Annotated in this window: 26 protein-coding genes; 7 read left to right on the top strand and 19 right to left on the bottom strand. The window is 40.8% G+C overall.

Annotation, left to right across the window (positions count from 1 at the left end; translation table 11 throughout):
• Positions 1-137 precede the first annotated feature (137 nt).
• The 3 genes from M1D52_RS17430 to M1D52_RS17440 all read left to right on the top strand — a co-directional run bounded on the left by M1D52_RS17430 (position 138) and on the right by M1D52_RS17440 (position 1,703).
• Positions 138-632: a hypothetical protein gene (locus M1D52_RS17430; protein WP_437393432.1), complete on the top strand. Its 495-nt coding sequence runs from the start codon at positions 138-140 to the stop codon at positions 630-632.
• Positions 633-649: 17 nt separating this feature from the next.
• A complete protein-coding gene (locus M1D52_RS17435; RefSeq protein WP_130857212.1) occupies positions 650-1,132 on the top strand; it encodes a DUF551 domain-containing protein in 483 nt (160 codons plus the stop codon).
• A 154-nt stretch (positions 1,133-1,286) separates the two neighbouring features.
• Complete coding sequence (locus tag M1D52_RS17440; RefSeq protein ID WP_013665974.1) at positions 1,287-1,703, top strand: putative signal transducing protein; 417 nt, start codon at positions 1,287-1,289, stop codon at positions 1,701-1,703.
• A 2-nt stretch (positions 1,704-1,705) separates the two neighbouring features.
• Here the strand turns inward: M1D52_RS17440 and M1D52_RS17445 are convergent, their stop codons facing one another.
• Positions 1,706-2,245 (bottom strand): SRPBCC family protein, encoded by a 540-nt coding sequence (locus tag M1D52_RS17445; protein ID WP_377610393.1) that lies wholly within the window; start codon positions 2,243-2,245, stop codon positions 1,706-1,708.
• A gap of 229 nt (positions 2,246-2,474) precedes the next feature.
• Here M1D52_RS17445 and M1D52_RS17450 point away from each other — a divergent pair, with 229 nt between their 5' ends.
• Positions 2,475-3,596: a glycoside hydrolase family 88/105 protein gene (locus M1D52_RS17450; RefSeq protein ID WP_377610391.1), complete on the top strand. Its 1,122-nt coding sequence runs from the start codon at positions 2,475-2,477 to the stop codon at positions 3,594-3,596.
• Positions 3,597-3,663: 67 nt separating this feature from the next.
• Here the strand turns inward: M1D52_RS17450 and M1D52_RS17455 are convergent, their stop codons facing one another.
• The 3 genes from M1D52_RS17455 to M1D52_RS17465 form a co-directional block, all read right to left on the bottom strand.
• Complete coding sequence (locus M1D52_RS17455) at positions 3,664-5,130, bottom strand: RagB/SusD family nutrient uptake outer membrane protein (protein WP_437393431.1); 1,467 nt, start codon at positions 5,128-5,130, stop codon at positions 3,664-3,666.
• Positions 5,131-5,142: 12 nt separating this feature from the next.
• Positions 5,143-8,283, bottom strand: coding sequence for a SusC/RagA family TonB-linked outer membrane protein (locus M1D52_RS17460; protein WP_437393430.1), 3,141 nt, complete (start codon positions 8,281-8,283; stop codon positions 5,143-5,145).
• Between the two features lie 155 nt (positions 8,284-8,438).
• Positions 8,439-9,317, bottom strand: coding sequence for an AraC family transcriptional regulator (locus M1D52_RS17465; RefSeq protein ID WP_437393429.1), 879 nt, complete (start codon positions 9,315-9,317; stop codon positions 8,439-8,441).
• A 218-nt stretch (positions 9,318-9,535) separates the two neighbouring features.
• On the opposite strand from M1D52_RS17465, the gene M1D52_RS17470 reads away from it, so the two are divergent.
• Together M1D52_RS17470 and M1D52_RS17475 are read left to right on the top strand one after the other, a co-directional pair.
• Entirely contained in the window at positions 9,536-10,351 is an 816-nt protein-coding gene (locus M1D52_RS17470) for a universal stress protein (protein ID WP_013665973.1), read from the top strand.
• A gap of 11 nt (positions 10,352-10,362) precedes the next feature.
• Positions 10,363-11,148, top strand: coding sequence for an SDR family oxidoreductase (locus M1D52_RS17475; RefSeq protein WP_437393428.1), 786 nt, complete (start codon positions 10,363-10,365; stop codon positions 11,146-11,148).
• Between the two features lie 104 nt (positions 11,149-11,252).
• Here M1D52_RS17475 and M1D52_RS17480 read toward each other — a convergent pair whose 3' ends face one another.
• From M1D52_RS17480 to M1D52_RS17495, 4 genes are all read right to left on the bottom strand, one after another.
• A complete protein-coding gene (locus M1D52_RS17480; RefSeq protein WP_130857203.1) occupies positions 11,253-12,785 on the bottom strand; it encodes a SulP family inorganic anion transporter in 1,533 nt (510 codons plus the stop codon).
• 191 nt (positions 12,786-12,976) lie between these two features.
• Positions 12,977-13,372 (bottom strand): DUF3037 domain-containing protein, encoded by a 396-nt coding sequence (locus tag M1D52_RS17485; protein WP_437393427.1) that lies wholly within the window; start codon positions 13,370-13,372, stop codon positions 12,977-12,979.
• A complete protein-coding gene (locus M1D52_RS17490; RefSeq protein WP_013665969.1) occupies positions 13,338-14,129 on the bottom strand; it encodes a HipA family kinase in 792 nt (263 codons plus the stop codon). Before M1D52_RS17490 ends, M1D52_RS17485 begins: the two co-directional genes overlap by 35 nt.
• On the bottom strand, positions 14,126-15,214 hold the full coding sequence (locus M1D52_RS17495) for a glycoside hydrolase family 18 protein (protein ID WP_437393426.1): 1,089 nt from the start codon (positions 15,212-15,214) through the stop codon (positions 14,126-14,128). The genes M1D52_RS17490 and M1D52_RS17495 overlap by 4 nt, the downstream gene beginning before the upstream one ends.
• A 300-nt stretch (positions 15,215-15,514) precedes the next feature.
• Between M1D52_RS17495 and M1D52_RS17500 the strand changes: the two genes are divergently transcribed.
• Positions 15,515-15,826, top strand: a complete 312-nt coding sequence (locus M1D52_RS17500; protein ID WP_013665967.1) for a GNAT family N-acetyltransferase — start codon at positions 15,515-15,517, stop codon at positions 15,824-15,826.
• A gap of 7 nt (positions 15,827-15,833) precedes the next feature.
• Here M1D52_RS17500 and M1D52_RS17505 read toward each other — a convergent pair whose 3' ends face one another.
• The 11 genes from M1D52_RS17505 to M1D52_RS17555 all read right to left on the bottom strand — a co-directional run bounded on the left by M1D52_RS17505 (position 15,834) and on the right by M1D52_RS17555 (position 26,202).
• Positions 15,834-16,103 carry a hypothetical protein gene (locus tag M1D52_RS17505; RefSeq protein WP_130857200.1) on the bottom strand — a complete coding sequence of 90 codons (270 nt, stop codon included), beginning with the start codon at positions 16,101-16,103 and terminating at the stop codon, positions 15,834-15,836.
• Between the two features lie 10 nt (positions 16,104-16,113).
• The gene (locus M1D52_RS17510; RefSeq protein WP_437393424.1) at positions 16,114-16,632 is read right to left on the bottom strand and encodes a QcrA and Rieske domain-containing protein; all 519 of its coding nucleotides are present in this window, start codon (positions 16,630-16,632) and stop codon (positions 16,114-16,116) included.
• 10 nt (positions 16,633-16,642) lie between these two features.
• A complete protein-coding gene (locus M1D52_RS17515) occupies positions 16,643-17,185 on the bottom strand; it encodes a 4Fe-4S dicluster domain-containing protein (RefSeq protein WP_246860270.1) in 543 nt (180 codons plus the stop codon).
• 60 nt (positions 17,186-17,245) lie between these two features.
• Positions 17,246-19,465: a molybdopterin oxidoreductase family protein gene (locus M1D52_RS17520; protein WP_437393422.1), complete on the bottom strand. Its 2,220-nt coding sequence runs from the start codon at positions 19,463-19,465 to the stop codon at positions 17,246-17,248.
• 16 nt (positions 19,466-19,481) lie between these two features.
• On the bottom strand, positions 19,482-20,537 hold the full coding sequence (locus M1D52_RS17525) for an MFS transporter (protein ID WP_437393421.1): 1,056 nt from the start codon (positions 20,535-20,537) through the stop codon (positions 19,482-19,484).
• A gap of 100 nt (positions 20,538-20,637) precedes the next feature.
• A complete protein-coding gene (locus M1D52_RS17530; protein ID WP_437363038.1) occupies positions 20,638-21,699 on the bottom strand; it encodes a tellurite resistance/C4-dicarboxylate transporter family protein in 1,062 nt (353 codons plus the stop codon).
• 198 nt (positions 21,700-21,897) lie between these two features.
• Positions 21,898-22,617 (bottom strand): HAD family hydrolase, encoded by a 720-nt coding sequence (locus tag M1D52_RS17535; RefSeq protein ID WP_437393420.1) that lies wholly within the window; start codon positions 22,615-22,617, stop codon positions 21,898-21,900.
• 2 nt (positions 22,618-22,619) lie between these two features.
• Complete coding sequence (locus tag M1D52_RS17540) at positions 22,620-23,660, bottom strand: lysylphosphatidylglycerol synthase transmembrane domain-containing protein (RefSeq protein ID WP_013665959.1); 1,041 nt, start codon at positions 23,658-23,660, stop codon at positions 22,620-22,622.
• Positions 23,661-24,605 carry a CDP-alcohol phosphatidyltransferase family protein gene (locus M1D52_RS17545; RefSeq protein ID WP_013665958.1) on the bottom strand — a complete coding sequence of 315 codons (945 nt, stop codon included), beginning with the start codon at positions 24,603-24,605 and terminating at the stop codon, positions 23,661-23,663.
• On the bottom strand, positions 24,580-25,476 hold the full coding sequence (locus tag M1D52_RS17550; RefSeq protein ID WP_437393419.1) for an RNA methyltransferase: 897 nt from the start codon (positions 25,474-25,476) through the stop codon (positions 24,580-24,582). Before M1D52_RS17550 ends, M1D52_RS17545 begins: the two co-directional genes overlap by 26 nt.
• A gap of 21 nt (positions 25,477-25,497) precedes the next feature.
• The gene (locus tag M1D52_RS17555; protein WP_437393418.1) at positions 25,498-26,202 is read right to left on the bottom strand and encodes a nucleotidyltransferase family protein; all 705 of its coding nucleotides are present in this window, start codon (positions 26,200-26,202) and stop codon (positions 25,498-25,500) included.
• Positions 26,203-26,471 lie beyond the last annotated feature (269 nt).

Below are 26,471 nucleotides of genomic sequence, written 5' to 3' on the forward strand. Positions count from 1 at the left end.
ATTTACACAGTTCCGCCCGAAGGCATTTCAAAAGCCGTTTTATAATAAACGATTGTAGTCGACTCTCCGATTTTTACTGTTCTCTTCAGAACAAGCGATTTATTCTTGGCCTACAACCTATTAATATGCAATTTGAAATGCATAAAGCAGTATCATATAAAACATTCTATACTTTAGTACTTATTATCATTCTTATCACCTCTTGTAGAAAGAAGGATAATACGGTGCAACAGAAAATACTTGGTTCTTGGAGAAGTACCAATACGATTACCCAGTTGTATGAAGATGGAGATATGAAAGAATCATATATGCATGCTTCCGACGAATATAATGGTAGCATGATGGAATTCCATGCCGATGGAAGTTTTAAGTCGTCCGGCAAATATGCAACAACAGACGCTGATTCTATCACCGTGGTAAGACTTGAAGATCAAAAAGGCCAGTATCAGATAGTAGACAACAAACTTATAACGAAAATAGAAAATATTGACAAAGAAGCGGAAATGACCTTGGAATTTAAGGGAAATGATGTCTTAACCATCATTTCCGGCCCCTTGGCATTACCGGATTTAGATGAATTTAGTCACAACAAATATTTCACTTCAATCGTTACCTATGTAAGAAATAATTAGCATATTTATATCACATTGTGAATGAAAATCTTACTTATATCGTTGTAAAGAAAACGGAGGGGACCTATCTCCGTCGGGCCGATCTCGTTGATCAACATCACCTATATATCGGTAACTTAACGCTAGATGAGGGTGATATAGTGGCTTCAGATCAGGTTATAAAAGTCCTTCAAGCGGAATTAAATACTGAATGGGTAAATGTCGACGCATTCAACCCCTTCCTCCCCCCTTCTTTACCGTATAGAACCCGGTACATTTTTCTTGACAAACGAGATGCAGCATCTAAAGAAATAGCAAAGCCATGGATATCCCTTAGCAAACAGATTCCCGACGAAATGCAGGAATGTCTATTCACCAAATTCGAAAACACGGAACGCACGTCCGTGTCCTCCCCCATCCTACACGGGGTACATGTTAAGAACGGCCTATTTCGTCCATTGCATGCTAAAGCCACCCATCTTTTTAAGCCCACTCATTGGATGCCAATTCCTGGATTTTAGGGCTTTCATAAGCGTCATGCTATTCGTCGTATTCCTTTACAGAATTCTATAAAGGCGGTGAGCTTCCACTTCAGTTAAATGCATCACCCACAATAAATTGCTCAAACAACATAACAAATTCCTAAAATCAATTCGCTTTTTCATATCTTTAAAGATGGATTTTGTAACAGTGAAAGTTTTCGACAATCCTGTAGAAGCTCATTTACTCAAAACAAAGCTTGAAAGTGAGGGCATTCCTTGTTTCCTTCAGGATGAGCATATTGTTTCGCTCAACCCCTTATATAACTATGCTGTTGGAGGAATAAAGCTCGTTATCCATGCTTCCGACGCAGAGGCAGCTTCTTCAATTATCAAGGAAATTGACAACAGGCCTTTATTAACCGAAGACAACAGGCAGCTTGTTTGCCCACAGTGTGGCTCAGTTGAATTATACGCCAATTATAAATCCATGAAGGGAGCCAAAGGGTTTCTGTCCGCCATATTATCTTTCCTAATGGGCGTCTTTCCAATATACTACAGAAATGTTTATAAGTGCAAGGCTTGCGAAAACGAATTTAAAGCAGACATGTAAAACTACTGCTCAAGTACCTGTTTTAAGTTGCTTAGTCCTGTTTCCAAATCACTCCCAATTATTGTTTCCATATCCATGAACAGACACATAAGATTCATTGGATAGGGCATCTTTCCTTTCATACCCCACTTGACTTTCGTTTGTCCATCGCTTACCTGTTCCGTAGTCATATAAACAGGTGAAGTTGATTCGAATGGTTCTTTAAACCGCACTTCAAAATCGATTCGTTCACCTTTTACTATGTTTTTGATTTCCTGCTCCCCCTTACCGACATTGTCTTGTTCGCTTTCCCAACTATAGATAAACCCAGGTGTACCGTCTGTTCCGTGATAACTTTTCTTCATCCCGGGATCCAGTTGATTCCATTTACTATAATTGTCCTGATTTTTCAAATACTTTATATATTCGAAAACTTCTTGTTTCGGTTTGTTAATGACTACTTCCCGTTCTACTGAATATTCCTTTTTAACAAACAAAGCTGTAATGAGTGCAATACCTATGAGCACCAGTACAATAAGTAATAAACCCTTGATAACTTTCATAACGATATTTATAATTGGTAAATAATATCTTTGAAATTCTGATTAAAAATACAACAATTATGTTACAATAAAACATAAAACCACGTGCTTTTTGTTGCGCCAAAATAGTTGATAGCTTGGCCAATTTTGTATACAAATCATCAGCTTAAATTTACTTTCTTGCAGTTATCATCCAAAATAAGAGGGGCTTTATAGTCCATTCAAAAGATGTTAACCAAAAACAATCCATATGAAGAAAATAACTGCACTAATTCTTGTAACTACGACCTATTTAAACGTGGCTTATGCCCAGACAGATTTAGACCAATGGCCTTTGAAGAAATCACCGGAAGAAATAGGTCGCAAGATTGCTTGGCATTTTATCGAGACACCTCATCCAAACTTTGGAAAAGATACGCCCCCAAAAGTAATTACCTACCCGGAAAGCTGTACTTGGTACGGGGCATTAATGTTTGCAGGGGAAAGCGGTGATGAGAAACTGATAAAAGCCTTAGCAGAAAGGTTCGAACCGCTTTTCTCTTCTAAAACGTCTATGATTCCTGTTCCTGATCATGTAGACTATGCGGTATTCGGCTCCGTTCCGTTAGAGCTTTATCGTCTTACAGACCAACAACGTTATTACGATTTAGGTATCCGGATTGCCGATAAGCAATGGGGACCCCCTGAAGGACCGAGGGTTACACCGGAATCGCATAAATTTTATGAGATGGGATTAACCTGGCAAACCCGGCTGTGGATTGATGATATGTACATGATTACAGCCCTCCAGGCACAGGCTTACCGCGTTACAGCAGACGAAACGTACATTAATCGAGCGGCGAAAGAAATGGTTTTTTATTTAGATGAGCTTCAAAAACCGAACGGACTCTTCTATCACGCTCCTGACGTGCCCTTTTTTTGGGGTCGGGGAAATGGTTGGATGGCCGCAGGGATGGCTGAACTGCTACGCTCTTTACCGAAAAAGAACCCTTACTATAAGAGAATCATGGAAGGTTATCAATTGATGATGAGTTCTTTACTAAAACATCAAAGTGAAGAAGGTACCTGGCGACAATTAATTAACGATGACGCATCCTGGCCGGAAACTTCTTCAACAGGTATGTTTGCTTATGCGATGATAACGGGTGTAAAAAACGGCTGGTTGGATAAAACCATCTATGGCCCTGCGGCGCGTAAAGCATGGTTAGCACTTATCAGTTACATCGATGACAACGATGACATTCAGAACGTTTGCGAAGGTACAAACAAGAAAAATGATCGTCAATACTACTTAGATAGAAAGCGAATTACAGGAGATATGCACGGACAAGCACCTATATTATGGTGTGCAGCTGCTTTTTTGAGGGATTAGCTGTTAATAGTGTAATGGCTTACCGATTTCATGGTAAGCCATTACACTCCATTCGTATAAAGATAAATTAATAACCTTCGTTTTGTTGCCAAACGCCGTTCATTCTATCCATTTCCGCAAGCGGAATTGGAAAGAGGTAAGCCTTAAAGCGACGCTTATTTCCCTGTTTATCGTAGGTAATCTGCGGAATCACTTCATGCGCTATTCCCCATCTAATTAAATCGTTGTATCGCAAGCCTTCGAAAGCCAGTTCTACCCTTCTCTCATTTCTGATAACTGCTTGCGTTAACATTGTTTGAGGCGCCATGTTAACACCGGGTCTAGTCCTAACATCATTTAACGCTTTTAATGCTCGTGGGTCAGTACCTTGTCCACTTTCAAACATAGCTTCTGCATACATCAGCAAGAGGTCGGCATAGCGAATTTTAACAAAATGCTGATCACTCAAGGTTGCTCCGGAAGCATTATTTACAGCGGTATCCACATATTTTTTAAAAGCCATACTATTAAATGGAATCTGCCCTTCAGCTGTACTTCCCGCTTGCATAAATCCTTTTGGATTATACGCCCAAGAGTCCCCTTCCTCAAAGATGGTCATTTTTCTTCGCGGATCATTGGATTCATAAGCGTCTTTCAAATCTGTTGTAGGAAATACAGACATCCGTCCGCCAATTACCTGATCCATGGAATGATAATCGGTAGGTGCCGCAAATAAAACCGAAAACATGATTTCTTTATTATTATTTTGTTCACCAAAGAAAATCCCGGCATAGTTTGGATGCAAACTAAACGGGTTGCTCGCATCGCCTATTAAGCTCCAAGCGGTCTCCGCTGCTTCCTGATATCTTTTGTTATTGAGTAAAACACGCGTCTTCAATCCAATTGCAGAACCTTTAACGGCCCGGCCGTCACTATAGGCCATCTGAGGCAGATTAGCAATTGCAAAATCCAGATCCTGCAATATTTGCGCTACTACCGTTGCCTTCGTCGTACGTGGCCGGCGTTGAAAATCTCCATCTAATGCCTCCGGTTTTAGATTTAGCGGCACGTCTCCGAACAGTTGAACAAGATCATTGTAATAGTAGGCCCTTAAAAACGATGCCTCGCCTTTCATGCGCTTATTTTCAGCCTCAGACAAAGCGCTTACTCTGTCTACATTCGCCAAAAAGTAATTACAGTTCGCAATTCCCTGAAAAGCAAACTGCCACGTCTTGGTTACTACACCTGCTGTTGTGCTGGGATCAAAGTCGCCCCGCATAATAACATCAAAACCTTCCCATCCGGACGTATTCAGCGCATTATCTGAAAGGGCTTCCCAGTATAAACTATTTCCGCTCTGATTCGGGCCACCGGAATACAGCGGTTCCTTAAGCTTTGCATAACAGGCGATCAATGCTTTTTGTGCTTCTATCGCCGTATTCCAATAATTAGTAGTACTTGGGTTGGTGAGTGGATCTTTGTCTAATACACTGGAGCACGATATCAGCATATTCGTGAGTACCAATAACCCATATATTGTTTTGTTAGCTTTCATCTTCGATATTTTTTATAAAATAGCCTTAATTCCCATGGTATAAATCTTTGCCTGCGGGTAAATAGCCATCCGCGAATTGGCCGCCAACCGTTCGGGATCGCCTCCATCAAAAAATTTCGTAAACGTAAACAGATTATCCCCCGAAAGATAGATGCGTAGCCGTTGGAAACCAATTTTGTTTACCAACTGGTTGGGCAAGGTGTATCCTACCTGTATATTCTTTATTCTTAAGTAAGACGCGTCTTGCAACCACCAGGTAGAAACTTGCGTATTGGGTGCGTAATTTTCATTAAATATATGAGGGATCGTGTTTGATGTTCCCGGTCCATCCCAAGCATTCAACCAAAATTTTGGTGGCGGACTGGACTGCCTAAAAGGAGCGATTCCCCATTCCCTCACATAGATTTTTCGTCCTTCCACCCCCTGTACGAAAAAACTAAAGTCGAAATCCTTATAATCGGCGCTAAAAGTAAGACCATAATTAAAGTCAGGAAAAGCTCCATCTACCACTGTACGGTCGTTGGCATCAATTTTACCGTCGGGTACGCCACCCGGACCACTGATATCCCTGTAACGCATATCGCCCGGTTTGGTCAAGGCACTGATAGGGGTTGGGCCATTCGCTATTTCTTCCTGTGTCTGATAGATACCGTCAAAAACATACATAAAGTAAGAATTATACGGCAATCCCTCTTGTCGTATTAATCCACTTCCATTATCTATTTCACGTGCACCAAATTTTACCAATTCATTTTTATACGTTTCGAAGTTTGCCTGAATTTTGTAATTAAGTGCATTTAGCCTGTTCTGATATCCCAGTAAGACTTCCAAACCGCTATTCTTCATTTCACCGCGATTTACCGTTGGCCCATTCAATCCTATAAAATCTGGAACTTGTAGCGTACGTAGTATATCCGTCGTACGTTTGGTATACCAGTCTACTGAACCAAATACACTTGATTTAAATAAGTCAAAATCCAGCCCAATATTCGTTGCCGTCGTGGTCTCCCATTTTAGATTCGTATTGTTAAGATCCTCCAAGCTCATCCCCTGCTGTAGTGCGCCACCTATATTATATTCAACTGGGCTTAGGATTGCCTGATAGGGATAATTTCCGATATTTTGATTGCCGAGTTGTCCCCATGAAAAACGCATCTTTAGATTATTGACCCATTCGGTACTCTTTAAAAAGCTTTCCTCTGACAACCGCCACCCGATTGATGCAGACGGAAAAAATCCCCATCTTCGTCCGGTCGGTAACCTAGAGGTACCGTCGTATCTGAAATTTGCTTCAAAGAGGTATCGCTCTTTATAATTGTAATTCAATCGACCATACACCGACTTGATAGCCCACTCATAAGCCTGCCCTTCTGCGATCTGTCCAGCCGACGAATAGGCATCCAGCTCCGTCAAATTATCAGTAGGCGCGTTTCTTCTAAATCCCTGTAAACGATCATATTTAAAGGTTTCTTGGTTATAGCCGAGCAATGCACTTATATTATGAACGTTATCAAAGCTTTTGGTATAATTAAAATTCAAGTAGTAAGTTAGCTGCAATTCTCTTTCGCCCCGAACGGTTAAGTTGTTCTCCCCTACCGTGCCGTTATATTGGGTGTTATAAATGTATTCCCCATTTTCATCGGGTTGATATAAATAGGCAGGTATTCCAACAACATGCACTTTTGATTGTCCATCTTGATACCTCACGGCTCCCTTTAACTCCCCCTTTAGCCCAGGGAGGATATCCACATTAATATAAGAGGAGGCTAAAGCATAATAATTGTCAGTGGTCTTTCCACCGTTTTCTGCAATAGCAATCGGATTTTTATTACCCGATTCAAAGATATAAGCCTTCGAGGCATAGCGCCCACTCCCATCCGGCAATTTAGGCTTAAAGGTCGGGTTTGCTGCCAATGCACTCAAAATTTGGTCTTCCGTGGTATTACCATCAAAATTACCATTGAGTGCAGTTTCATATCGACCGCCTTTGGAAAGCGAAATATTGGTACCAAAGGTAACTCGACCACCCAAATTTGTTTTAAAGTTCAGTTGTCCATCATATCGCTTATAACCCGTTGCTATCAACATTCCTTCCTGACTGAGATAGCCCAATCCAAAATTATAGGTTGTCCCATCCTGTCCTCCATTGACACTTAAAAAATGTTGTTGCATGGGTGCTGTTCTGAAAACCGCATCCATCCAATCATAATTGGGATATCGGTCCGGATCGATTGACGAACCTTGTCGATAGGCCTCTATCTGCTCGTCTGAATAGAGCTGATTGCTACTTGTACCTGTATGATTAATGGCCTTGTTTAACAATTCCATAAATTGAACTGAATTCGTAACGCGATCATACATGGAAGTTGCTTTTTGTCGACTGTAGTTATAACTATAATCGATATTTAACCTGCCTGCCCTGCCGCTTTTAGTGGTTACCAGTATAACTCCATTGGCCGCTCTTGATCCGTAAATGGAAGCGGACGCAGCATCTTTTAGAACCGATATATTTTCGATTACATTGGGATTTAAATTATTGAGGTTCCCTTCTACGCCATCGATAAGAATCAGCGGATTATTACCAGCCCCACTAAACGTGCTCATTCCACGAATCTGAATATTAGCGTTCTCTGCGCCTGGTTGCCCGGAATTCTGTGTTATCTGCACTCCCGGTGCCCTACCTTGAAGTAATGAAGTGGTATTGGGTGCCTGCCGGGTTGTCAGTTCTTCCGATGAGATTGCTGCTACCGCGCCGGTTAAATTAACCTTTTTTTGTGTCCCATATCCTACGACGACAACTTCATCCAATGCAGCTGCATCCGGCACCAATGTAATCTCAAACAAGGTCTCATTGTGAACCGGGATTTCTCGCGTTACATAACCCAAATAAGATACCATTAAAGTTTGATTGGCGGCTGCTTTAATGGTAAACATACCGTTTGCATCTGTAACAACGCCTCTCTTTATGCCGACTATTTTAATACTCACACCCCCTAGTGGTCCATCACTATCCGATACCCTCCCTTTTCGCACACTCTCCTCCTGTCTATCCATTTTTTTGGCAACCGTACTTTCTCGTGCCAATACATTGGCACTTAGCAAGGCACCAATGATCATTACTAAACAAGTTGTTTTTAGATAAAAGATTCTCATTTTTCGTCCTTAGGTTTTTTAATCAAAACATTACACACGATTATATCCTGGCTTACATTGGTTAGGATAAAATTGGCTTTGCAAGAAAGGAAGAAAATAGCACCTTTTTGTGAACGAAATTGGCTTAATATTAAGCCTCATTTACATGGCACGCATCAACTAGTCTGCATTGAAATAAATGTACGCTTATAGGTTAAGGGACTTTTCCCTGTTACTTTACGGAAGCATTTAAAGAAACTTGTAAAATTATTAAACCCGCTGTCGTCACAGACTTGCTTTATATCTAACTTATCTTCTACTAATAGTTTACAGGCATGGCCGATTCTTATTTCAGTCAAAAATTGAGAATATGTTTTTCTTGTTTGTGTTTTAAAGTACCTGCAAAAAGAATGTGGGCTTATCTTAGCCACTTCAGCAATTTCATCCAATTGAATTTTATCTTTAAAATTAGCGCAAGAATAGTCGTATATTTTCTTTATTCTGTCGTTCTTAAACTCTTCGTAGGCAATACCATTGAAACCAATGGATGAAAGCGGTTCGAGTTTGCAGTATTTTGCGATTTGAACCAAGATCTGCATCAGGATAATGATCCTTTCTGATCCATCGGCACCCAACATCTCTTCCAGTAGTTCGGCAACATAGTCTTTATGTTTACCGAGAATCGTCACCCCTCGTCCTGCTTTTTCCATAATGGATTTTAGCATCTTATTTTCGGGAAGATCTAAAAATCCATTCCCCCAAATTTCCTTTTCAAAATGAGCAACCCGCACATCTATACCTTCTACAGCTATCTTACTTTCGAAAGCATTATCGAATTTTACATAGTGCGGCAACCCGGATCCGACAAGCACCATATCGCCCGACTTAAACCGCTGGATACTGTCGCCAATGAAGCTCGTCCCCTCGCCCCTGCAGAAATGTAGCAGCTCTAACTCCGAATGATAATGCCATTTGGTATTACGAGGCTCCATATCGCGTCTTACGCTAAATGACTGAGCAGGGCCCTTCATGAGCTTAAGAAGTTGTGGTTTCATGTTTTTTTTTAATTGGTCAGGAATAAAGTTCAGCAGAAAGGATAGATCAAAACGGGTAATAACCGGTTATTTTAAGGGTAAAAATTGACTTTTGATCACAAGAAATCTATTAGATGTTAGAACATTGTTATGGCTAAGTAATATTATACACAATACCATCCAGATTCTTATCATCAACCGGTTTAAACTGTAAATTTAGCATTCAAACAATGTAATATATGAGAACAATTATTGTTGCTACTGACTTTTCAGACATAGCAGAAAATGCTGTTGAATATGCGGCTACGGGGGCAAGTATCATAGATGCCAAGATTGTATTATTCAATGCTTTCAAATTACCGTTGCATGCTTCAAATACCATCCTTTCTGTGGAAAATGTGCAAAGTATGATCGATAAAAACAAGCTTAAGTTAGAAACGAGGGCTAACGATTTAATCAAACGATACGATATTGAAGTAGCGGTCGACTCCAGCTTATTGAATGTTGAGGACGAGGTAGAACGCCTAATGAAGCAATATGATGCCGAAATGGTTATCATGGGCATGGCCAAACGGTCGCTTGAGCAGGATCTGTTAGGAAATACGACAACTAATGTTATTCAAAAGCTTAAATTTCCTGTGCTGGCAGTACCTGAGGGTGTGACCTTTAAACCGGTAAAACGAATTTTATATGCTTGCGATGTTGTTCGTGGCATACATAAAACAATATTGGAACGTATCAAGGATATCGCTCGGTCTTGGAATGCGGAAATAGAAGTATTTAATGTACAGGAGAAAATAGAGGAACTACAAGAAGATCCGTCTTTCACAAAGGACCTCTTAAAAGATGAAATGACCGGGATTCAATACTTTTATAAAAACGTCGCTTCCAATACGATCATTAAAGAAATAAGAAATGAGGTCGTAAATTATCAGCCCGACTTATTAATTATGGTACCCAATCGGTATGGTTTTTGGTCATCGATTGTACATAGGAGTAAAACAAGGATGATGGCAGCCGGATTGGATGTTCCCCTGCTATCAATCCCAATTTAGCTAATGATATTATGGATATTTCGTTGAAAGGTAAAACTGCTTTAATTTGTGGCAGTAGTGACGGTATAGGCCTATCTACAGCGCAGGTTCTGGCCCGCTTGGGAGCCAGCTGCATTCTCTTTGCAAGAAATGAAGTCAAATTAAAGACCGCATTAACGAGTCTTCAAATCGAGCCCGGTCAACAACATCGCTATGCCGTGGCTGACTTCAACAAATTGGAAGAAGTGGAAATTGCCGTCGACCGTCTCACAGAAGAGGTTAACATACATATCCTAATTAATAATAGTGGCGGGCCACCTCCCGGCCCACTTCTGAAAGCGTCTTCAATGAACTTTCGCGATGCATTCAACAGGCATGTCCTCTGTAACCAGCTCATAACACAAGCTGTGGTTCCAGGCATGAAGGGCGCAGAATATGGGCGTATTATCAATATTATTTCCACTTCAGTTAAAGCACCGCTTGCTAATTTAGGTGTTTCCAATACCATTCGCGCAGCCGTTGCTTCTTGGGCAAAAACTTTGTCGAATGAATTGGGTATGTTTAATATCACGGTAAACAACGTGCTGCCGGGAGCCACTAGAACCGCGAGATTATCAAGTCTTATAAAAGAAAGTGCGAAGGTAGAACAAAAGACTGCCTTAGAGGTAGAAGAAGAGATGCTAAAAAATATTCCGATGAAGAGGTTTGGTGTGGCCGAAGAGGTGGCCCACGCGATTGCTTTCCTTGCTTCTCCGGCAGCCTCCTATATAACCGGAATTAATATACCCGTCGATGGAGGCCGAACACCTTCATTATAACACTAACTATCGGTTACAAAATAGCTAACGAACAGGCTGGCAAACCACCACCAGTGCTGTTCGCTTTTGGTTTCTTTATCGGCTCTTGTTTTACTTTCGTATAGCTAAAATTGATCAGAGGGCACGCGGTATGTAGGATCTTCCAGAATATTGACTTCAATTACATCGGCTGCGTTTTTTAAAAGCATTCTGCAATCTTCGCTCAAATGCTTAAGATGCAGCGTCTTTCCTGCCAGCTTATACTTTTCTGTCAATTTATTAAGCGCATTAATACCCGACATATCTGCTACGCGACTTTCCCGAAAATCAATGATCACTTCTTTAGGGTCGTTACTTATATCGAATTTCTCCATAAAGGCCATGGTAGAACCGAAGAATAAGGGACCATACAATTCATAGTGTTTCACCCCCTGCTCGTCTACATATTTTCTTGCCCGAATACGTTTAGCACTTTCCCAAGCAAATACCAACGCAGCTATAATAACGCCCACTAAAACCGCCAAAGCCAAATTGTGAAGTACCACGGTAATTATAGCCACTAATACGCCTATCAGGATATCCGATTTCGGCATTTTATTCACTATTCGCAGGCTTACCCATTCAAAGGTTCCGATGGCTACCATCATCATCACGCCCACAAGAGCAGCCATGGGTACACGTTCGATAACAGGGGCACCAAAAAGGACGACTACAAGAATAGTAAGTGATGCAATAATACCTGACAGGCGAGCTCGGGAACCCGCAGAAAGATTAACGAAGGTTTGGGCAATCATTGCACAGCCACCCATACCCGAGAAGAACCCATTCAGAACATTGGCAGTACCTTGTGCGACGCTTTCCTTATTCCCTTTCCCTCTGTTTCCGACAATTTCATCAACCACATTCAAAGTAAGCAAGGTCTCGATAAGTCCAACACCTGCCATCACCAACGAGTAGGGAAAGATTATTTTTAATGTCTCCAAATTTATGGGCACGGCAGGGATATGAAATGGAGGGAATCCGCCGCTGATAGAAGCGATATCCTTCACTGTTTTCGTATCTATCTGAAGACCTAACACCAACAGATATACGACGATAATCGCAACCAAGGATGCAGGAACAGCCTTTGTTAATTTAGGCAAGAGCCAAACAATGGCAATGGTAAGTAGCACCAATCCAAGCATAATATATAACTCGGTTCCACCGAGCCAAGCACTTTCTTCACCCGCACCTATTTTGAATTGCTCCAGCTGTGCCAAAAAAATGATAACGGCCAAGCCATTTACAAATCCATACATAACCGGTTGCGGCACCAGACGTATAAACTTCCCTAACCTAAAAACACCCACTAATAATTGCAGTACGCCTGCCAACGCGACCGCAGCAAAGACATATTCCATACCATGTGATTGCATCAGGGCGATTAATACAACCACGGTCGCACCGGCTCCTCCCGATACCATTCCGGGTCTCCCCCCAAAAATAGCAGTCACAAATCCCATAATAAAAGCCGCGTACAATCCCGTTAATGGCGAAAAACCAGCTAGAATAGCGAAAGAAAGCGACTCGGGAATCATCGTCATGGCAACGGTTAAACCTGCCAATATTTCATTTTTATAGTTAACCTTTTGGTTAAAATCGAATAAGCGTAAGAACATAAGGAAATTAAAAAGAAAAAATCACAAATTATATGAATTGAAGCTTATGCTTTCTTAAAAGAAAGCACCATATACCTTTAGAAGCCTAAAGAAGTGAATCAAGGTGGTGTAATAAGGCTGTTTGTGATAATTCTGATCATTGATGACAAAGGTACATTTTTAGCAACTCTTATAAAAAGATGCAGTTGCATTTAAAGTACTAATTGCTCAAATAGCTGGCTCAACGTGGCTTGGGGGTCTTCACATAAACCTAAGTGAACCTTTGAGGTTTGTAAAATGGTACTTCGAGTGGCTGTCAACCATCTGAATCGATCGGGTCGATCCAATCGACCGATCGTACCTCCGGCTTGCCCGCCTATACATATTTCCTTAAAAGATTTTAGATGAGCAATAACCTCATCAACTTCCACCTGTTTATCCATCATGTACCACTTTTCAATATCCACATGATACCGCATTTCCAAGAATTTATGTTTAGCACAATAGAGAACTACACCAATATTCAGAAACTCCTCGCGCTCTACGCGTGGCACCAAGCGTATCACCGCATACTCAAACACGTGCCGCTCTTGCTTCATTAGCTTCATTGATAAAAATTTCAGAATTTGCTATCCGTGCATTCAAAAAGTAAGCATAAGCTTGACGATGCTCTGCAGTTGATTGGAAATTCGGCTCATTTCCTAACCAGTCGTCTGGAATCAGCGATACGATTTCTTGTATAAAATCCTCATTCAACAATTCCTTTGCAAAACGATCAACATCATTTAACTGCGTCGCCTGTCTTAACAATACATGATCTTTAATCTGAACGAAAGGTTTTAGCGCTTGCTCCTTCCAGTTATGCCAACTATGATGGAAATATAAAGAAGCCCCCTGATCAATCAGCCATAGTTCTTTATGCCACATGAGCATATTCGTATTTTTAGCGGTACGGTCAACATTCATCAACAAAGCATCCAGCCAAACAATTTTTGAAGCTAATAAGGGATCTACTGTATTAATCACCGGATCAAAGGTAATAGCACCGGACAAATAATGCACACCGAGGTTTAATCCTACACTAAATTTCAACAAATCCTGAATTTCTTCATCTGGTTCCAGGCGGCCAAAATCAGCTTCCAAATGGGCAAATACCAATTCCGGAACTTTCAAACCAAGTACGCGGGCTATTTCGCTTCCAATCAGTTCTGCTATTAAAGCTCTTGTCCCTTGACCGGCACCCCTAAATTTCAATACATATAAAAAATCGTCATCCGCTTCTACAATTGCAGGCATAGAGCCCCCCTCTCTTAAGGGCGTTACATAGCGAACCACATCGACATTTCTCAATTGCAGTTTCTTCATTGTTTTACGACCTGATCGATTGCATTTAACATGCCGTCGTTAAAGGTATCCAAAGTAAGCTCCCAAAACATGATTCCTCCCAATTTATTGTCCAAAGCGTATTTGGTTTTAGCTTTTACAGAAGTAAGGTTATCACCGGTGGCAAATAGCTTTTGTTTTTTATTATACCAATAAGGAGCCTGTGCTTTCTCATCCCAAAAATAGGCCCATCCATTCTGAGTAGTTAAATTCGTGGCGTACGATTTAAAATCATAACCACTCCTATGTCTTCCAGCTTGGTATAGTCCATTATTTACATCATTAACATGCTCCCAAACACGCGTATAGAAAGCCGCACCAATAACCAACTTATTAGCAGGAATACCTTTCTTCAATAAGAATTGTACGGCCCTATCGGTTGATTCTTCCTTGTCGTGCGTGCTAAAGATAGGTGTATGATGTCCTGTAACAGTTGCATAACCATTTACTAAATCGTAGCTCATAATATTCACCCGATCAACCAGTGGCATAATTTTTTCCCATTCTACCGACTCATCTAAGTATTTTTGAAAACCTCCTGCAGCAAAACTTAATTCGTTGGCGCTACCCAATACTTGCCGCAGTTCTTGAATCAAAGCGGTAAAATTTTGTTTGTCCTGTGCTTGATATAAATGGCCGGGATGACCTTCAATGGTTGGATACTCCCAATCAAGATCAATACCGTCTGTATCAAAGTAGTCATTCACTTTCTTTACGGAACGAGCAAATTTTGTTCGCCCATTTGACGTGGAAAAAGCTTCCGAGCACGGTTCACAGCCGCCCCACCCCCCTAAAGACAACATTATTTTCAGTTTAGGGTGATTTTTCTTTAAAGAAACGAGATACTGAATCGTGGTAGAGTCCTTTGCATTATCCACATGCAATTCTCCGTCTTTAAGATGACAAAAGCTGAAAATAATATGACTTAGTTTGTTGATCTCAAACTGATCTATTTGTTTATCATTCCCTGTATAATAAGCGATAACCGAGAAATCTCTACGCTGTTGAGCAGATAAGTTGGTAAGTGATATAAGAGATACCAACGCAATGAGTAATCCTTTGTACATGCAAATGGTTTTAAGAGTCAATCAAACAAACTTAGGTAAAATGCGCCGCATTCCAAAACAACCGCTTTCTGCGGGACAGAACGTAGCATAGCTTACTACAGAATGTAAGCCAGTCGATTGTAATATTTATCGCCATCGAGCGAAAATAATTATAAAAACAATTGCCAAAATTGTAGATTTGTTTAGGAAGTTGAAAGGTGTGGTGTTAAGTGAAGCTAAGCCCATTTGTAGGCAAAACAAGGGCTGAAAGGAAAAAGGTTATTTTGCCAAAAATCAGTCTACGACGTAATACCCAAACGAATGAAAGAAGAATTCAGCCCCCTTAAACTGGCCAAAAACACAGCAAATAGTCGCTTTGAACTTCTTGTAGAAAATCAAACAGCTTTCATTGACTACAAGGAGCGTAATAAAAAAATCTACTTAATACATACTGAAGTGCCTTCAGCGTTGGAAGGAAAGGGCGTTTCTTCGGCGCTTATAGAAAAAACGCTCACTTACATAGAGCAATATGGTTATAAATTAGTGGCTCTATGCCCGGCCGTAGTTGCATTTATAAGAAGGCACCCGGAATGGAAACGTTTACTTGATCTGGAACAAAGCGACATCGTTTAACGGCTCCTTACGAATTATTATTTTTCTTTCTATCGGTCGGCTTCAACGGATCCGGTAAATAACGCAATAGCAGGAAAGATGCTATGGCCAGCAAAAGAGAACCAACGAAGGTGGTAATGGCAAAGTAGATATTATCTTGAAGCGCATTATTAAGCGCACCGAATAGAAACCAAATCTGTATGCTTACAAAAAGAACCAATAGTAAGATGATCCCTAGCATTAAGGTGTTCGTTTTATTAGGATGCGCCTCGTTCTGTGAAGTTCTAAAATCACTCATATTTATTAAATTAACTAGCATCTTGTTTTACATACACCTTTCCGTCTCGCACTAACACTTCTAACTGGGGGAGCGGCCTTGGTGGCGGCCCTTGCAGTACTTCTCCGGTATCAGCACTGAAAAAGCCATGATGGCAGGGGCATTCGATCTTCTGTAAGTCGTCTCTATAACGCACTGCACAAGTAAGATGGGTGCATTTCTGCTCAAAAGCTCTCCACTCACCCTCTGCCAAGTGAATCAGTATATAGGGAACGACACGGCTCCCTTCAATTTCAAACTGAAACATTTTCCCCAATGGTACATCTTCTTCCCGGCAAACGAAATGCTCACCTTCCAGGGGTTTGGACGGAAAAAGCAAAGATCGTATAACAATGATGCCATTAGCCAAAGCAAGTGTGCCCGAAAATAAGGCTAAAAATTTCGCGAATTCCCGACGACTTACATGTGTCGCCTTTTTTTGTTGAATTGGAAAATCCCTTTTCCAATTGGGCATATTTTCGGAGTCATGAAGTGTGTTTTTTTGCGTCATAGTTATTTGATCAACTAACTACTAATTGAGTGGTTCCTTTCGGCATCATCACGAACACCTTTGTGGTTACTTCTTGATTTCCAAATTTAAAGGAGTTCACCGGTACACTATTAGGTCTCATCCGTTCAATCTCTTCTCGTGTGCCATAGAAAAGTGCTTGACTAGGGCAAACTGTTGCACACATCGGCTTTTTACCTGCACTGGTTCGATCATAACACATGTTACATTTCATCATTAACTCAGCCTCCTCCATCTTTTTGGGAACACCGAAGGGACAGGCCAGTACACAATTCGAGCATCCGATACACCTTGGGGTATTTGCCGAATGAACAACGCCAAAGTCATCTTGATGAATGGCATCCGCTGGACAAACATTAGCGCAGGCTGGGTTTTCACAGTGCATGCAAACCTGCACCGTGGTCTGTACACTTACTGCTCGATCGACGTAATTGACATGAATCATACTCTCCTGTCCGTTGGTTTCACATTCTGCACAAGCCATTTCGCAAGCATGGCAGCCAATACAGCGTTGCATATCTACAAAGAACGCCATATCCATATTGTAATTTGTTTCCGGCATAATATTCAGTTTATTGACCTTTAATTGTTAACATCATAAATGACTCTGATAAGCCGTTTCTTTTACTTTTTCAGATGCTACCTCACCGGTTGGAATAAGCTGACAGGCACAAACCTTAAACTCCGGTATCTTCGAAATGGGGTCAAGATTTCCAATCGTTAGCTGATTTGCAGCGTGCTTGCCTCCCCAATGGTAGGGAATAAATACAGTATCTTCCCGAATCGTCTCTACCACTTGAGCCGGAAATTCGGCCTCACCCCTTCGTGTTTTTACGCGAATAATATCTCCACTCCTAATATTATAGCGGCGCGCCAGTTCGGGATGTATTTCCAAAAGTGGCTCGGGATATTGATCTACCAACTTCCCGATCCGTCGAGTAGAGGTACCACTTAAGTATTGCGACACCACCCGACCGGTTGTCAACACCACCGGGTAATCCGTATCGATCACTTCTGATGGCGGTTTAAAACTAACTGCATTGAAATGGGCCTTTCCGTCCGGTGTTTTAAATTTCCTATCTTCCCATAATCTTGGTGTTCCCGGATGGTCTAATGAAGGGCACGGCCAAAACACCCCCATGTTATTCACTACTTTCTCGTAAGTAATGCCAAAATAGTCAGCAGTCCCTCCCTTTGAAGCCACCCTTAATTCATTAAAAATTGCCTCACTGGAGTCAAAACTAAATTTATCTCCTTCATTCAGTCTCCCCGCTAATTCCATTAAAATCTCGCCATCTTTTCTAGCATTTTTTGGAGGAGTCACCGCTGCATTAATCTTTACCACCCGTCCTTCCGCAGTTGTAACGGTTCCTTCTTCTTCTTCATGCAGAGACCCCGCCATAATAATATCGGCATATCGGGCTGTTTCACTCAGAAAACTATCGATACACATATAGAACTCCAGTTTCTCCAAAGCTTCTCGCACGTAATTATTATTAGGCAACGACACCAATGGATTAAAACAAATAGAAATCAGTCCCTTAATTTCGCCACGATGAATAGCTTCGATTTGCTCATAGGCGGTTAACCCCTTACCAGGCAACTCCTGTTCGCTGATTCCCCACACGTTAGCTATGTATTGACGATGTTCCGGGTTGGTAATATCACGGTTGCCTGGCAGCTGATCACATTTATGTCCGTGTTCCCGTCCACCTTGACCGTTACCCTGGCCAGTAATCGTGCCATAACCGCAATAAGGCTTACCTATACGTCCCGTTGCCAATACCAGGTTAATACAACTCAATACATTATCTACCCCCTTTGTGTGATGTTCAATTCCGCGAGCATGAAGCAAAAAGCTAGTCTTCGCCTTCCCCCAAAGGCGTGCCGCTTCAAAGATTTTCTCTTTAGCTACGCCCGTATACTTTTCCGCCCAGTCCAAGTCATAATCCCTTACGGCATTTATTGCTTCCTGAAAACCGCTTGTATAATTGGCAATAAATTCGTGATCGAGCCAATCATTGTCAACCAATATCTTAAGCATTGCTCCAAAAAGAGCAGAGTCTCCTCCTGGTATTACATTTAAATGTAAATCGGCCGTACGTGCCAAGGGTATAATACGCGGATCTACAACGATCAATTTGGCACCATTATCCCGCGCACGCCAAATATAATGGGTCAATGTAGGAAAGGTTTCGCTGATATTGGCCCCCGCCACAATGATAACTTCCGCATGTGCTAGGTCAGCCCAGCTATTGGAGCTTCGATCCAATCCGAACGCTTTTTTATTGCCGGCTCCCGCGCTCACCATACAAAGCCTACCGTTATAATCCAAATTAGCAGTTTTTAGAGCTACCCGGGCAAATTTGCCAATCATATAGCTTTTTTCGTTTGTCAGCGAAACACCGCTTAACATAGCGAATGCGTTGTTACCATAGGGCTCCTGTATGCGTTTGATTTCTCCCACGGTTTTATCCATCGCATAGTCCCAAGACACCTGTTGAAAGCCCTTTCCCTCCACTCGTTTTAAAGGGGCTAGTAATCTATCCGGATGGTTATTCTGAAGATAACGCTCTACCCCTTTTGGACACAAACGTCCTTCGTTAAACGGGAACTCCATCCAAGGTTCAAATCCAACTACTTTATTTTCTTTCACTTTTAATTGGATACCACATTGCATGCCGCAATAACAGCAATGGGTCTTCACCAGGCTGTCAGGCTCGTGAGAGCCGTAAAAACCGGCTTGGGGAGCATATGCTTTGTGCGGGCCGAATTGGGCGATTATCTCATCAATTGTTGTAGGGAGTGTTGCCATTTAGCTTATCTCTTAATTAACCAAAGAAGCTTCCTGATTCCTTTCTCACTTGAAAATGCGCTCTTGCTAAAGCGGCGCGTTTACCTTCAGGACTCAAATCAAGATGACTTGAACCATCGGGCTGGCTGAAGTCAAATCCGAGCTCTTGTGTTACCTTTTTCAAATCTTCGATATGTGTTTTCGATGCGAATTCTTTTTTAGTATGTGGGCATACAGCCATTCCTCGCCGCCTCCCTTCAATTTTATATAAGTTAGCGCCCAATTGCGCGAAACGCTGATAAATGTGAAAGAATTTTCCAAAAGGTAGCCACAGCAAAAATAATATTACCGTTATCGCATGTGTAACGGCCATAAACTGGTATGTTTTACCCTCTAAAAACGTATAATCATAAGAAATTCCTAATCCCGTAACCGAAATGGCGATCAACAAAATCAACGGCAATAAATCATCATCAAAAGTTTGCGTAGCAATTAATCCACCATTTGTAAATCGGCGCTTCATCATAATCACTGCACCAATAGTAACCAAGACAGAGCACCACACCAAACAGTGAAAGGCGATAAAAGCTAAAGGAGATCCCAGGCTGAACGTTCCTGCCTCAAAACCGAACAGCATCGCATGATAGGTCGTGTCATCGCCTGGCTTTAGTTCAAAATGTATCCACCCAAAAGTAAGTGGTATTGTAATGGCAAAGGCCATCAAACAGCCACTCGCCAGTAGAAAATGACCAAACCATCTAGTTTTACTCCGATAAGCTATAAATCGTTGAAAAAGAATATTTCGAAAAAACAATCGGATGGAGTTCCATAAGTAAGGAAAAAAATGTACGCTGAAGAGAAATCCAACACTTCTACGCCAATAAAGTTTTGTAGGTGGCCGCTGGATCCAGACCGCATACCGATAGGTCGTTCCAAAAACAGCAAAGATGGTACCCGTTAAATAAGCTATTAGTGCCGGATCAAAATTTTGAAGCTTGCGCGACCCGACCCAAACGAAAACGATCACTAAAATCGTCATTAATAACGCTTTAACAAAAGCACGGCGATTTAAGGTTTGGAAGAGTTTATACATAATTTAAGTAAATATGAAATGATTCGCTTCACTCAAACGTCACCTCCCGTTTAACAATCCTTTCCGGTAATTGTTTGCTTTGTGACTGATTTAAACCACTTTATGTTTGTGTTTCTTTTTGAACAAGAGACAATAGATACCTGATAAATCCTAATGCGACGGCAACCCAAGCAAATAATGCTATGTATATAAAGGCAGCTGGAATGAATTTAAGAAATGTAATAGATAAGGCTTCACTTAATCGATACGTACAAACCGTATACATACCCAATGGAAAAACCATAGCCCAATAGGTAGGATCATAACCCTTTGCACTGGTCGGAACGGGTACGCGCTTGATCGCATGTCGCCAAAAACCCAATAACAATAATAAGGGTATCCACCAAGTACCTGCAGCCCAATAGAATAACGTAAAGCCTTTTAAAAAGGGAAGAATCTGAGACAGAAAGGCAAAATCACCTGCGTGCAGAATAAGCATGGATCCTGCCAGCGTCGAAATGGCTGTTGCCCCCATGTTGATCCAGTAGGGAGCACCAAATTCAGTGGCATGTAAAGAAAAGAAAGACAGACGATATATAATGAGTGACATGATGTAGAGATAAAAGACACATCCCAACAAAAAGAAACATAAAGCTATAAACAAACCAACATAGCTTAGTTCTCCTAATTCCTTGGCAATAAAAGAAATAAGTACGGATAAGGCTTGTATAGCCACAATGAATACGAGCCATGTACCATTAATTCCTTCTTTTAGCGGCTTTTTCTCTTCCGTTACTGTTATATGGAAAAAGAATCCATAACCTATCAATAGCCAAATGAGTAAGGCCAATAAAAGTACTATGCCAGCGAGCGTAAAAGCTTGATAAAACAAGATAAGCTGATTTCCCATAATACACAAGGCTGCTATGATAGTAAAAAAGCCGGGGCCTCTTTGATAGCTCTTAAAGTCTTGCCACACTTCAGCACGATAATAGAGAATCCGATAAATGAATAACCAAAATAAAGCGAAAAAAAAACAAATGTTGAAATAGAATAGTAACCAAGCTAAGACGCCGAAACCAACTAAAAGCGAAGCAATTGAAATGATACCCGTCGCCATAACCATTGCAAAATAGCCTGGCAATAAATTTCTAATCTTTTGCTTAATCAAGCTTTCTATCATAATCGGTATGTGGTTTAGATCGTAACTTATATATCACAATCTATTTATTCATAATTAGATAGCAATTTACCATTTTTATGCGGCAAACTTATTCCAGCTATCAAATTTAATAAATAAATGTTTTAGTTACTTTACCGTATATATGATAAATGGCAATGTTACGGCTCTCTCCGTGGGAGAACACAGAGGTTAAGCTATTTATATAACAAATTGTGTATTTATGTTTTGAAGAGCCTCGGGAAGCTGAGCAAAATCGGTAATTTGCACATCAGCAAACTCATTTCCAACAACCGAGAGGTCCTCTTGAATGCCGTCGACATTAAGCCAAATGGTTTTACAGCCAACTTCCTTAGCAGGAATAATATCCTTTTTGAAAGAATCGCCTATAACAACACATTCTGCTGAATTTAAACCGATTCGGTCCACTCCGAGCTGATAAATCGCCGGATTAGGTTTGCGTACCCCAACTATAGCTGATTCCACAATGTCACTAAAATAGTCAGCTAACCCAAAATCGGCCAATACCGACTGGATGTTTCCATAAAAGTTAGACACCAACACCATCGGATATGTTTCAGTTAATAAGTCGAGTGTTCTCTTAGCCTCTGTTACCGTCGTAAGAACTAACTTCATGCAGTGGCTAACGATTTTTTCTATTTTTGAGTACTCACCCTCCGCCAATTTAAGGTAAGAAAATTGTTGCTGAGTTTTTAAATGTAACACCTCACTGAAAATATGGTGCGGCTTAATAATCGGATGAATAGCCAACGATTTTTCGCCAAAGGTATAAGCCTCCATAAATTGTTCAAAGCTTGTTTCAACACCCGCGGCCTGATACGCCTTCCAAATCACATTTGCCCAATGCCGACCGTTCGTATCGATTGTTCCACCGTAATCAAATAATAAGCCTTTAATCATATTTACTGAATATTGATGTTATTGTTAATCTCTTCCAATGTTTCGTTCGCTTCGGTGTTGGTTTTAGATATACGCATGAGTGCCAATCCGATAATAATCCAAACGACTTCGCGGATACGCATAATAATACCAATGAAAATCCCGGCCGATGCAGGCATCCCCACACTTTTCAGTGCTAAGGCCAGCCCTCCCTCTCTAGTACCCAATTGCATCGGAAAGAAGAAGATAAGGTTGGCAAATAAAGATGAACCTGAACTAATAATAAGGGACTGCACTATACTCATATTCAAGCCTATCGCTTTCGCTGTACAAAAAATCTCGAGACAACCGACTACTCTGGCGATAAATTCAAAGGCTAATGATTTGAAAAAACGTTCTCTTCTCTGTGCGTATAATTCTGTAATCTGGTTATCAATTTCTTTAAGGCTATCGTGTTTTTCGGCAACAAAGTCGCCCACCTTACGCTTCAAGCCAGGGACTTTGGCTAATACCTTAAAAGTACTTAAGGTAAATCCTTTTTTATAAACCCGTCCGAACCAATAACACAAAACAACGCCCGTGATGAACATGACGGAACATCCGATTACCATAATGGCATTGATAGGAACATAAATCAGGATTAATATAATGGACGCCAGCCAGAACAACACATGAGAGAACATGTGCATTAAACTATATAGCAAAACAGACGAGCTCGCTTTTTGAATTCCCAGTCGCGGTTTCAATTCCATAATACGATAAGGTTCACCACCCAACGCAACAAAAGGTGTAATATAGTTAATGGCATAGCCACTAATTGTCAGCTTTAGTACTGATGCAAAGGAAAGATTACTTGCCGGGATTCGGGGTTCTTGAATAATCGCTTTAAAAGCGATGGCATTCAATATGTATATAAGAAGCCAACTACCGATGACGGGTAAAAACCACCAGCCTGTCTTTTTTATATTATCCCAAATGACATCCACCCCCAGTGCGTATACCATGTAGCATAGGGTTGCAATACCTATAACAAAGAAAAGTATCTTGTAAACTTTGCTAGCCATTTACGCTTTATATTCGTTAATGCGCTCATAAAAATGTGCACTTACTTTTTCCTGCCGGTTGCACATATAGATCAAAATAGGATTTAGGACAAACAAATCGAAAAAGAAGTAAATCCAAGCATAATCAATAAAGAGCCACAAGAAAAGAAAAATAACACGGGTATTGAATTGTACAATGTTCGTGTACTTCATCAGTGGCTTATTCATTTGCCGAAAATCATGAATTAGTTTTGCAGGTAAGCCCTCTTTAAAGTCGCTACGGATAATACCTAACAGCTTTTGTAAGTTGGGAGAGAAACGTTCCTGCATTTTGGTATAGTTCAAATACCCTCTGGAAACAAATTTAGTCCATGCCTGTTTAGACCAGCTCATCTGATCATACTCTTCCTGCAAATCTTTGCTGTTATCTAATTCACTTCCGTTAGTCCCTTTTATAAAAAAAAGATGCACATTTCTATAATAATCTGCCATGGCCGATTGAACCAAGTGAGATACACCCGCGAGGATACCGAAAATCCAAATAGCAGCAGACCAACCTTCATTCATAGCCCGGAGGCATATCGCGATATGGATAGAAGCAAACCAGAAATCGCCTGCGAAACCGTCAAGAATCCTGCCAAATCTACTCTTATTGTTTGTGAGACGCGCCAACTGTCCGTCGGCGCTATCCAGTGAGTTTGCGAACATTAAAAGTAACATGCCAACCACATTAATAGTTAGCGAAGGATAATAAAAAAGAATACCCGCCGCTACCCCAAAAAAGATACTGATAATAGTTACAGCATTTGGTGTTAAACCTACTTTTTGGCAGAAAAAAGCGATTTGAAGTCCTATAGGCCGATAAAAATAGATATCTATTTTTTCTTCGGTATCATTAGATTTTAATGAACTCTCAAAAATGTCTTTATTCTCTTGCTTTTTATTTTTCACTTGCAATGATTCCATCTAACTGTTTCTGGAAGATATTTGTTAAAAGTTGGGCTATAGCAGATGCAGCCTGTTCCCGGCAAGGAGCAAAACTGGGCCAATCATTTAAATCGATGACTATGATATTTCCCTGTGGATCAATGATTGCATCTCCACCAAAGATGTGTACATTAAGAACGGCCGCTGCATCCAGTGCTATTTGTTTCAACTTATTCTCATCAAAGGGGTTATATACCAGTTTACTATTTATCTGTTCGTAATGCGCGTATTTATGGTGATTATGTTCATAGGGGTAAAACCAAAAGAAAAAGTCGGTTCCTCTAACGCCATAAAATTTCACTAAATCACCGGCCAAATGTTTCGAGATAACAGCATCGGGAATTCCTCTTAATGCATATTCCCTCAAAATTTCCAAACCTTCTTCCCTTGAGGAAACAAAAGTAACATCTTCTTTATGGATGGCATGAAAATCGCCACGTTTGATCCAGACCCCCGGTTGTGGGAACTCGTTAAATAAGCGCTCATCGCGACAATCAGTCGACACAATAATACTCTTCGGGTAGGGAATCTTATTTTCTAACAGGAGGTTAGTCATATTCGTCCGAAAACAATGCTCCACTCCAAAAGCTGAATTGACTACACAAGCTCCTTTCTCTTCTAAATCTTGTAGCTTCTTTACAACAGCTTTCTCACGAGCCATCGAAACGATATAAGTATCAGCAGTAATCGTCTCATCCTGAAGAAACTCTTCCTCGGTGTAGATATGAACATCGTATCCTTCTTTTTTTAATGCCTCTACACTTAACAAGAAAATAGCTTCATCATTTCCTATGTGGTTTGGAGAAAAGGTCCTTCCTCGTCGAACGCCTAATATTTTAATATTTTTCACTTCTTATTTATTGAGATATTTTTAATCATTTAACCATGTTTCAGCCAATTGTAAATCCGTTAAATGATCAATATCTATTATTTTATCAAAGGTAAATGCCTTCACGTTTAAGTGCTCTTCTAATAGTAGGCGCTGAAAATTGCGCATACGTTCGATATTATTGTCAATTGCCTTAGGCACACAAGCTAAAGCCTTTCGCCGCAAGGCATAAATCCCGCCAGATACAAGTATCTTCGTGCTGTCCTCGTTTTTGTCAGTAAAGGCCATTACATCACCACTTGCATTCGTTCTCACATATAAAGGACTCTCATCCTCTACAAATGGGGTAACTGCCATTAAAGCATCCAATGAGGTATTGCGCCTAAATTCCTCTAAATAAGCGCCAAATTCTTCCTCCTTAAAGATCGTATCTACCGTAGTTGCGCATAACTCTTCTATATTCGGTACTTCCTTTAGTAATTCGTAAAAGCTGTGCAGCGAGCTTGGCGTGCTTTTCTGCACAACCCGTATTTGCGTATTCTCGCGATTTGAATGCAACGATTCAGCCAGCTCCGTTGATTCTTCATTAACGATGATATGGATTGTATCGGCGCCATGAGCTACAAAAGTAGTGATCAAGCGCTCTATCAAGGGTATGCCATTTAACCTAGCCAAAGGCTTTGGATAAGGATAACCGCTTTTCGCTAAACGAGAGCCCTCACCTGCAGCAATTATTGCAAAATCCATATGTTCTTATTATTTTTTAGCGCACAAACTTAGATAAACTTTCGTTTAATTGAAAACTTAGCCACGCATCCGTTTTAAGATTTATTTTTCCGATTAAGCACAAAAAACATGATCATCACCATAAACCGAATCGCAAAACTTGCCGCAAAGCATTCAGCACTACACATTCACCTAAATAATAACAGCTCAACTACGTTTATGTCGACTCTTTTTTATTTTTCACAATAAAAGTCAAGCAGTCAAATTCCTTATTTTTTTACATAAAAAAA

It is taken from the genome of Olivibacter sp. SA151, from assembly GCF_054130995.1.

What these genes read in the sequence shown, in the direction of transcription:
- M1D52_RS17525 (WP_437393421.1), bottom strand. Translation starts at nt 20,537, where the DNA reads ATGTATAAACTCTTCCAAACCTTAAATCGCCGTGCTTTTGTTAAAGCG.
- M1D52_RS17555 (WP_437393418.1), bottom strand. Translation starts at nt 26,202, where the DNA reads ATGGATTTTGCAATAATTGCTGCAGGTGAGGGCTCTCGTTTAGCGAAA.
- M1D52_RS17490 (WP_013665969.1), bottom strand. Translation starts at nt 14,129, where the DNA reads ATGAAGAAACTGCAATTGAGAAATGTCGATGTGGTTCGCTATGTAACG.
- M1D52_RS17545 (WP_013665958.1), bottom strand. Translation starts at nt 24,605, where the DNA reads ATGGAATCATTGCAAGTGAAAAATAAAAAGCAAGAGAATAAAGACATT.
- M1D52_RS17475 (WP_437393428.1), top strand. Translation starts at nt 10,363, where the DNA reads ATGGATATTTCGTTGAAAGGTAAAACTGCTTTAATTTGTGGCAGTAGT.
- M1D52_RS17465 (WP_437393429.1), bottom strand. Translation starts at nt 9,317, where the DNA reads ATGAAACCACAACTTCTTAAGCTCATGAAGGGCCCTGCTCAGTCATTT.
- M1D52_RS17530 (WP_437363038.1), bottom strand. Translation starts at nt 21,699, where the DNA reads ATGATAGAAAGCTTGATTAAGCAAAAGATTAGAAATTTATTGCCAGGC.
- M1D52_RS17430 (WP_437393432.1), top strand. Translation starts at nt 138, where the DNA reads ATGCATAAAGCAGTATCATATAAAACATTCTATACTTTAGTACTTATT.
- M1D52_RS17535 (WP_437393420.1), bottom strand. Translation starts at nt 22,617, where the DNA reads ATGATTAAAGGCTTATTATTTGATTACGGTGGAACAATCGATACGAAC.
- M1D52_RS17480 (WP_130857203.1), bottom strand. Translation starts at nt 12,785, where the DNA reads ATGTTCTTACGCTTATTCGATTTTAACCAAAAGGTTAACTATAAAAAT.
- M1D52_RS17495 (WP_437393426.1), bottom strand. Translation starts at nt 15,214, where the DNA reads ATGTACAAAGGATTACTCATTGCGTTGGTATCTCTTATATCACTTACC.
- M1D52_RS17520 (WP_437393422.1), bottom strand. Translation starts at nt 19,465, where the DNA reads ATGGCAACACTCCCTACAACAATTGATGAGATAATCGCCCAATTCGGC.
- M1D52_RS17500 (WP_013665967.1), top strand. Translation starts at nt 15,515, where the DNA reads ATGAAAGAAGAATTCAGCCCCCTTAAACTGGCCAAAAACACAGCAAAT.
- M1D52_RS17445 (WP_377610393.1), bottom strand. Translation starts at nt 2,245, where the DNA reads ATGAAAGTTATCAAGGGTTTATTACTTATTGTACTGGTGCTCATAGGT.
- M1D52_RS17450 (WP_377610391.1), top strand. Translation starts at nt 2,475, where the DNA reads ATGAAGAAAATAACTGCACTAATTCTTGTAACTACGACCTATTTAAAC.
- M1D52_RS17510 (WP_437393424.1), bottom strand. Translation starts at nt 16,632, where the DNA reads ATGACGCAAAAAAACACACTTCATGACTCCGAAAATATGCCCAATTGG.
- M1D52_RS17485 (WP_437393427.1), bottom strand. Translation starts at nt 13,372, where the DNA reads ATGAAGCTAATGAAGCAAGAGCGGCACGTGTTTGAGTATGCGGTGATA.
- M1D52_RS17515 (WP_246860270.1), bottom strand. Translation starts at nt 17,185, where the DNA reads ATGGCGTTCTTTGTAGATATGCAACGCTGTATTGGCTGCCATGCTTGC.
- M1D52_RS17505 (WP_130857200.1), bottom strand. Translation starts at nt 16,103, where the DNA reads ATGAGTGATTTTAGAACTTCACAGAACGAGGCGCATCCTAATAAAACG.
- M1D52_RS17540 (WP_013665959.1), bottom strand. Translation starts at nt 23,660, where the DNA reads ATGGCTAGCAAAGTTTACAAGATACTTTTCTTTGTTATAGGTATTGCA.
- M1D52_RS17460 (WP_437393430.1), bottom strand. Translation starts at nt 8,283, where the DNA reads ATGAGAATCTTTTATCTAAAAACAACTTGTTTAGTAATGATCATTGGT.
- M1D52_RS17455 (WP_437393431.1), bottom strand. Translation starts at nt 5,130, where the DNA reads ATGAAAGCTAACAAAACAATATATGGGTTATTGGTACTCACGAATATG.
- M1D52_RS17440 (WP_013665974.1), top strand. Translation starts at nt 1,287, where the DNA reads ATGGATTTTGTAACAGTGAAAGTTTTCGACAATCCTGTAGAAGCTCAT.
- M1D52_RS17470 (WP_013665973.1), top strand. Translation starts at nt 9,536, where the DNA reads ATGAGAACAATTATTGTTGCTACTGACTTTTCAGACATAGCAGAAAAT.